We start from the raw sequence: 4,427 nt of genomic DNA on the forward strand, positions 1-4,427 counted from the left end.
ATTCACGTAAAAAGTGCATAGCGTAAAGGAAGCGGGAGAAACGAAGACACACCGTTGGGCACGGACACGACACAGGGCTTACCTATCGTTTCTCGCAGCGCAGCTGAGTCAGTCAGCACAGCGAAGCTGTGCAATATCAAATGTAAGGATGACGTCAGCTATGCACTTATCGTCAAATTTATATATTCACGTAAAAAGTGCATAGCGTAAAGGAAGCGGGAGAAACGAAGAAACACCGTTGGGCACGGACACGACACAGAACCTACCTATCGTTTCTCGCAGCGTAGCTGCGCCAATAAACATGGAGTTGCTGTACAACTATAAGGTTAAGGGGTCACAAGTCGTCATTCATTAGATACTTGTTACTATGACAATCAGTGCGGGAATTCATGTAATATGTTAGATTTACAAAGCATTTTTATTTTAATAGGACAGTTGGGTGAAGGTACGGAACAGTGTCATTCACGATAAGGTATCTCGCTTTGATTGATAGTAAATACATCAATTTTCATATGATTATAATTTAATGGCAAACAGTAAAGAGTATTTCTCATTACATGGAAATAAAAAATGTAATGAGTGCATCATTGTATTATCAGATATGCTTCCAGAATGGGCTATGTACGATAATCGAAGAGTCATACATATTAAACATGTTAATGATATACAAAGAGTTTTAGAATATCATAAACGAGGTCTTATAGTTAAAAATTGGTTGAAAGCGATTTATATCTCTGATGAAAAAGTCTCGTTTTCAATGTTTAATAATTTTTTTATTTATAAAGGATTAAATATATCCAATATAAAAAGCATGCTCTTTCATGATCTTGATGGAAACGTAATATTTGAGTTTTTAAGTAACCCACTTATTGAAGACATAACTTTTAATTACTATTTATCTGTATATAAATTTTTGATAAGGCATAATGCATCGAAATTTTGCACATCAATGGCTATGTTGAAAGCTAGAAAATCTGTAAAAGATCAATTTAGTCAAGAAGATATAGATAGTGCAATTGCATTTTCATTAGATCTAGATTTAACCTCAGTTGTAGAGATTAAAAAAAAGGCAGCCGAAAATTTTGTTCATCATATAGTTGATGAGTCATTGGTTTTTTCAAAAGAAGTGACTGATCCTGGTTCTTTTATTTATTTTGAAGGTGCAATTAATGGCAATAGTGACTTGAATATCAGATATTTAAAACGTTTACGAGGTATAGGGCGAGGGGAATTGTGGAAGTTTATACCTGATATTACTCTATTAAAATCAGGTACAGGTAGTGGTAAAACTGATTTGGCTCTAGACGTTGTTATTCATGCTCATCGCATAGGAAAAAAAACATCGATAATTTCAAATTTGAAGTCGGTAATTCAGTCTTATGAGCATAGGCTACAAGAAAAAGTCAGTCAGTTAATGGTAGAATTAGAGCCTTGCCATATTATAACGTCAGAAGCAGTTCTCTATGAAATTGAAGAAAGTAAACATATTGCTACGACATTAAAATCATTAAGTAAACCGCATATTATAGATTCTGTGATATCATCAGATATAATTATTATTGATGAGGTGGAAAAAGTTTTTGAGGCATTATATTCAAAAAGTAATAGCTATATAGACGAACGTGAAAAATCTATAGTTAGAGAATTACTTCAATATTCATTAAATGACCCTAATACGAAACTGTTGTTAATGGACGCGGATATTACTAACAAAATAACAAAAAATGTCATCAAGAGCTTGTTAAAGTTTGAAAGGAACGTATTGCTTGCGAATGCATATAATTCTTGTCTAGAACATGATTTTGGGTCTATAGAGGTATCTCTTTTAAATGGAAGCCATGAAAAACAAACTATCATTGATAAAATCCAAAATGTGAATGAGAACTGTTTTGTATTCTCATCTTCAAAAGAGAAAGTTGATGTTATCTTGAAAGAATCGGGATTTATTAGTGATGATGGCAATGTAGATTATATAAGTGCCTTGGATAACCAAATACTTGTAATTGTTGCAAGCAAATTCTTGAAAGAACACCATGAAGAGGCTGTCGAAAAATTTATCCGTAGCCCAAATACGGAAATATTTAAGTATCATACAGTTATATGCAGTCCAGTTTTAAAAGAAGGATTCAGTATTGAATCGAATTACACGGATACCGTTTATTGTTTATGTGATAAAATTCTGACGCCTAAGGAAATAATACAATCTTCTAGACGATTACGGAAAGCAAAGAAGATCCGATTTGGCATTTTTGGTCTATCTACACCGATCACGTTAGACCATAATAAATATAATAATTCTCCTGAGGATTGGATAGAGTCCAGTATCGAATTTAGAAAGAAAGTGCTGATTGATAATTTTTATGATGCTCTTAAATTAACCTTGGCTAAGTTGAAGTTCAATATTGTTGAAGATTCATTTGATAATTTACCAAGTGGTATTTATGATAAGAACAAAAATCCTCACTTTGATAAAGATGTGTTAGAAATTATCATGACAGGGAGAACTATTAGTCAGCTATCCTCAGCAATTGAGAAAACTAAACTCGAAGCAGCTTTACTACTTCGAAGTATACTTAAGGTCGATTTAGTTCAAGACTTTATTATTATCTCTAGCAGAGAAGAGTATAAAGGTAAAAATTTTCATGGTTCATTTATAGGTATAGATAAGGAACTATATAACCATAGAAGCATCATCAATCATATTCTTCCAAATAAACTAAAAATTTCTGAACGTAAAGATGAAAATATAGGACAGGCTAAAGTTACAAGGAAAATTAAAAATATATTCCAAGCGCTAGGTTTTAATTCTACTAGAATTGACTCTGGAAAGTCTTACAAATTTTCCTATATGGCAGAGAATAAATAGTAATTTTTAAAATATTTATCTTATAGACGTACAAGGGATAATTAGGCAGGGCAAGATCATGAAAACCGTGGTGGAATAAGGCCTGAGTGAAGCAATCATTTCACTCATTTCTACTGTGGTTTCATAATAAATACAATGATTTGTGGAGCGATTTGACGATCAACTTTAGCTGTGATCATATACTGTTTTCTACAGTAACCTTGCCATCACCATGAACGGATTGACCCTTTTGAACCATATTTCAGTTATCAGCGACCCTCGCCAAGCTTGGAAAGTTGAACATTTGCTAACCGATATCATTTTCGTAATGGTGACAGCGGTTATCGCAGGCGATGAGGGGGGGGGGAAGATATTGAAGATTCTGGCGAAGATAGCCTCGAATGGCTACACCAGTATTATGATTTTGGGAAAGGGTATACCTGTTCATGACACCATAGCTCGAGTGGTGAATATAATTTCGGCAATAAAGCTTCAGCGGTGTTTCTCTAAGTGGATGAAAAATTGCCATGAAGTCACCAAAGGCGATGTTGTAGCGATTGATGGCAAGACGATTCGTGGTACCTATAACAAAGATAAACGCTGCGGTGCTATCCATATGGTTAGTGCATTCAGTGCTGCTAATCAGACTGTTCTGGGTCAAGTAAAAACGGCGGATAAAAGTAATGAGAGTGGGCACTGAAATCCGCCTGCTAAGGAAAGCGGGTCGGTGAATGAGCATAAACTCGTGGGCCCTTCAGAGTCTGCTGTCGGCAGGAAACCACTTTCAAGTGACTATCAAGCTAGGTTAGTCTTGAACTGTTTCTGCCCCAAAACGAGTTACAACCCAAAGAATTTAATGCTGTTTCGAGCCATTGATAACAGTTTCTAATGATTGGGGTAGACTTGGTTGCATATGTCTGCGTAAGGTAATTTATGTAGTCTTATAGTCAACTTGTTTAGAGTGGAGCATAAACAACAAAATGGCGGTTTTATACAGCAAACTATACGAAGAACTTCAGCTAAGACTTTTCAAAAACATTAACCCAGAGCACGCTGAGTTCATTCAGTTCCACTTCCATAAGTTGGCTCCTCAAGTGTTAGAACGCCTTCGAGTCGCTGGTAGGGTAGACCCCAATCGTGCAGCATACTTCCCATTTTCAGAAGAAGAAGATTTTAAAATCTCCGTGGATCCTTTTCCTGTAACTGAAACGTGCTATGGCTTTGTTGCGTAATTCAGTTTAGAAATAGATCCACCCCGTTTCGTGTGTTTCTTAGTCAATACGACAAGTTTCAGGCATACCTAACCCAGTGAGCTTGTTCAACGCTTTTATCATCGCGTAAGTTTCACCCACCTGTGCATTGTAATTTCTTAAGCTCAGTTGCCCTCCTAGCAACTGTTTAACTCGATACATCGCGGTTTCTGAGAGTGAACGTTTGTGGTATCCATACCGCTCTTTCCAATACTTATTTGAGCCGTATAACTTCTGGCAACCCACGGCGAAATTTCTCGGGTGACCACGCTCCCAGAAGGCTGCCCCTTCTCGTGGGGGAACAAGCGCAATAGCTCCCTTAATCTTAATAG

At 36.2% G+C, this 4,427-nt stretch carries 3 protein-coding genes and 1 pseudogene; 3 read left to right on the forward strand and 1 reads right to left on the reverse strand.

Translation table 11 applies throughout. From position 1 onward, the window contains the following. The first annotated feature begins 526 nt into the window (after window positions 1–526). From AB4323_RS22090 to AB4323_RS22100, 3 genes are all read left to right on the forward strand, one after another. On the forward strand, window positions 527–2,866 hold the full coding sequence (locus AB4323_RS22090; RefSeq protein WP_372153348.1) for a hypothetical protein: 2,340 nt from the start codon (window positions 527–529) through the stop codon (window positions 2,864–2,866). A 229-nt stretch (window positions 2,867–3,095) separates the two neighbouring features. Then, window positions 3,096–3,545 carry an ISAs1 family transposase gene (locus AB4323_RS22095; RefSeq protein WP_372153350.1) on the forward strand — a complete coding sequence of 150 codons (450 nt, stop codon included), beginning with the start codon at window positions 3,096–3,098 and terminating at the stop codon, window positions 3,543–3,545. 280 nt (window positions 3,546–3,825) lie between these two features. Next, window positions 3,826–4,077 carry a hypothetical protein gene (locus AB4323_RS22100; RefSeq protein WP_372153352.1) on the forward strand — a complete coding sequence of 84 codons (252 nt, stop codon included), beginning with the start codon at window positions 3,826–3,828 and terminating at the stop codon, window positions 4,075–4,077. Between the two features lie 39 nt (window positions 4,078–4,116). Here the strand turns inward: AB4323_RS22100 and AB4323_RS22105 are convergent. Further along, a pseudogene (locus AB4323_RS22105) lies at window positions 4,117–4,427 on the reverse strand (IS5/IS1182 family transposase); the annotation flags it as partial.

This window comes from Vibrio sp. 10N.261.52.C11 (assembly GCF_041471405.1).
GTDB classification, from domain to species: Bacteria; Pseudomonadota; Gammaproteobacteria; order Enterobacterales; family Vibrionaceae; genus Vibrio; species Vibrio crassostreae_C.